Annotated in this window: 2 protein-coding genes; both read left to right on the forward strand. The window is 66.0% G+C overall.

The window, feature by feature from the left end:
- Nucleotides 1–834, forward strand: an 834-nt coding sequence (locus tag MOV75_RS34760) for an NAD(P)H-quinone oxidoreductase (RefSeq protein ID WP_247007599.1), incomplete at its 5' end; no start/stop codon positions are given.
- 165 nt (nt 835–999) lie between these two features.
- The coding region (locus MOV75_RS34765) for a 7TM diverse intracellular signaling domain-containing protein (RefSeq protein WP_309486993.1) at nt 1,000–2,406 on the forward strand (1,407 nt) is incomplete at its 3' end.

Raw genomic sequence — 2,406 nt, forward strand, 5'->3', positions numbered from 1 at the left:
GGCGCCTATCCGCCGCCGCCCGGCGCCAGCGACCTGCCGGGCCTGGAAATCGCCGGTGAAGTCGTCGCCGTCGGCAGCAATGCCAAGCGGCACAAGATCGGCGACAAGGTGATGTCGCTGGTCGCGGGCGGTGGTTATGCGCAGTACTGCATCGCCCAGGACGCCCAGGCGATGAGCGTTCCGCCGGCGCTGTCGATCAAGGAAGCCGGCGCGCTGCCGGAAACCCTGATGACGGTCTGGCACAATGTGTTCGAGCGCGGCGGCCTGAAGGCCGGCGAGACGCTGCTGATCCATGGCGGCTCCTCCGGCATCGGCACCATGGCGATCCAGCTCGCGAAGGCATTCGGTGCGAAGGTGTTCGTCACCGTCGGATCGCAGGACAAGATCGATGCCTGTCTCAAGCTCGGGGCCGACCGCGCCATCAACTACAAGAGCGAAGACTTCGTCGCCGTGGTCAAGGAAGAGACCGACAAAGCCGGCGTCAATCTGATCCTCGACATGGTCGCGGGCGAGTATGTCGACCGCAACTACGATGCCGCCGCCGTCGACGGCCGCATCGTGCAGATCGCGACGCTGAATGGCCCCAAGGTCAGCGTCAACATCGCCAAGGTGATGGTCAAGCGCCTCACCCATACCGGCTCGACCCTGCGCCCCCGTAGTAATGCGGACAAGGCGGCGATGGTGGCCGCGATCGAAGCGAAAGTGATGCCGCTTTTGCGTGAAGGCCGCGTCAAGCCGCTGATGGACAGCACTTTCCCGCTGGAAAAGGCAGCCGACGCGCACCGGCGCATGGAAACCAGCGCACATATTGGCAAAATTGTGTTGGAGGTGTAGGCCCCCCGGCCCACTGGGCTGGCGGAAACCCTTTGATTTTCCTTGCTTTCGTGGCATCTATCGCGACGCACCGAACTGCTTCCGTTCGGGCTGAAATCGCCTTTTAGAATCGCCTTGTAGAGTCGCCTTGCACTCGAAGTTTGCGTCGAACGCGGAGAACTGACCTTGCGTCTGATCAGGTGCCTCGCGCCCATCGCGCTGGGCCTCATGATGCTCGTTGCCGCGTCCCCTGCACGCGCGCTCGACGCGGTCAGCGTCCGCGGTGACGCGCCCGCGATCGACCTCACCGGCGTGATCGAGCATCAGCGCAGCGATGCCGATCGCATTCAGGTCTCCACCGCGCCCGGCACCGACGGCATCGTCCGCCGCATTGAGGTGCGCGCCCGCGAGGGCGGCCAGAACTGGGTGGTGTTCGCGCTCGCCAACAACACCGACGACCAGCTCGACCGCCTGATCGTCGCTCCGCATTACCGCATCGTCTCCTCGGGGCTGCTGTGGCCCGACCTCGGCCTGTCGCGCATCGCGACCATCACGCCCTCGACCGGCGACCGGCCGGAGCGGCAGGAAAGCCCGACCGCCGACGTGTTCCGCGTCACGCTCGATCCCGGCGCCGTCATCACCTTCGTTGCGGAGCTGCGCACCGACAAGCTGCCGCAGCTCTATCTGTGGGAGCCGGAAGCCTACAAGGACAAGGTCAATTCGTTCACGCTGTACCAGGGCATCGTGATCGGCATCTCCGGCTTGCTCGCGCTGGTGCTGACGATCCTGTTCGTGGTCAAGGGCAGCATCATGTTCCCGGCTGCCGCGGCGCTGGCCTGGGCGGTGCTGGTCTATATCGGCGTCGATTTCGGCTTCTGGGGCAAGGTGCTCGACATGTCGAACAACGCCGAGCGCATCTGGCGCGCGGCGGGTGAAGCGATCCTGGCGGCGACGCTGCTGGTGTTCCTGTTCGCCTATCTCAACCTCAGCCGATGGCATGTGCGCTATTCGCACATCACCGTGGGCTGGCTGGCCTTCTTGGGGTCCTTGGTCGCGCTCGCACTGTTCGATCCGGCCGTCGCCTCCGGCATCGCGCGCATCTCGCTGGTGCTGATCGCATTCGCCGGCTTCGCGCTGATCGTCTATCTCTCCACGCACGGCTTCGACCGTGCCGTGCTCTTGATCCCGACCTGGTTCCTCCTCGTGGTCTGGGTGGTCGCGGCCGGCATGACGGTGGCGGGCTCCGTCACCAACGACATCGTCGGCCCTGCCCTGCTCGGCGGCCTCGTGCTGATCGTGATGCTGATCGGCTTCACGGTGATGCAGCACGCCTTTGCCGGCGGCGGCGCCACCACCGGCGTCGTCTCCGACATCGAGCGGCGGGCCCTTGCGCTGGCCGGCTCCGGCGATCTGATCTGGGACTGGGACGTCTCCGCCGACAAGGTCTTCACCAGCCCCGAAACCGAAGCGCTGCTCGGACTGAAGCGCGGTACGCTCGAAGGACCCGCGGCCTCGTGGCTCGAGGTGCTGCATCCGCTCGACCAGGACCGTTTCCGCGCCGCGCTCGACAGCGTGCTCGACCAGCGCCGCGGC

Origin of the sequence: Bradyrhizobium sp. PRIMUS42 (assembly GCF_023006515.1) — a bacterium.
Taxonomy (GTDB): Bacteria; Pseudomonadota; Alphaproteobacteria; order Rhizobiales; family Xanthobacteraceae; genus Bradyrhizobium.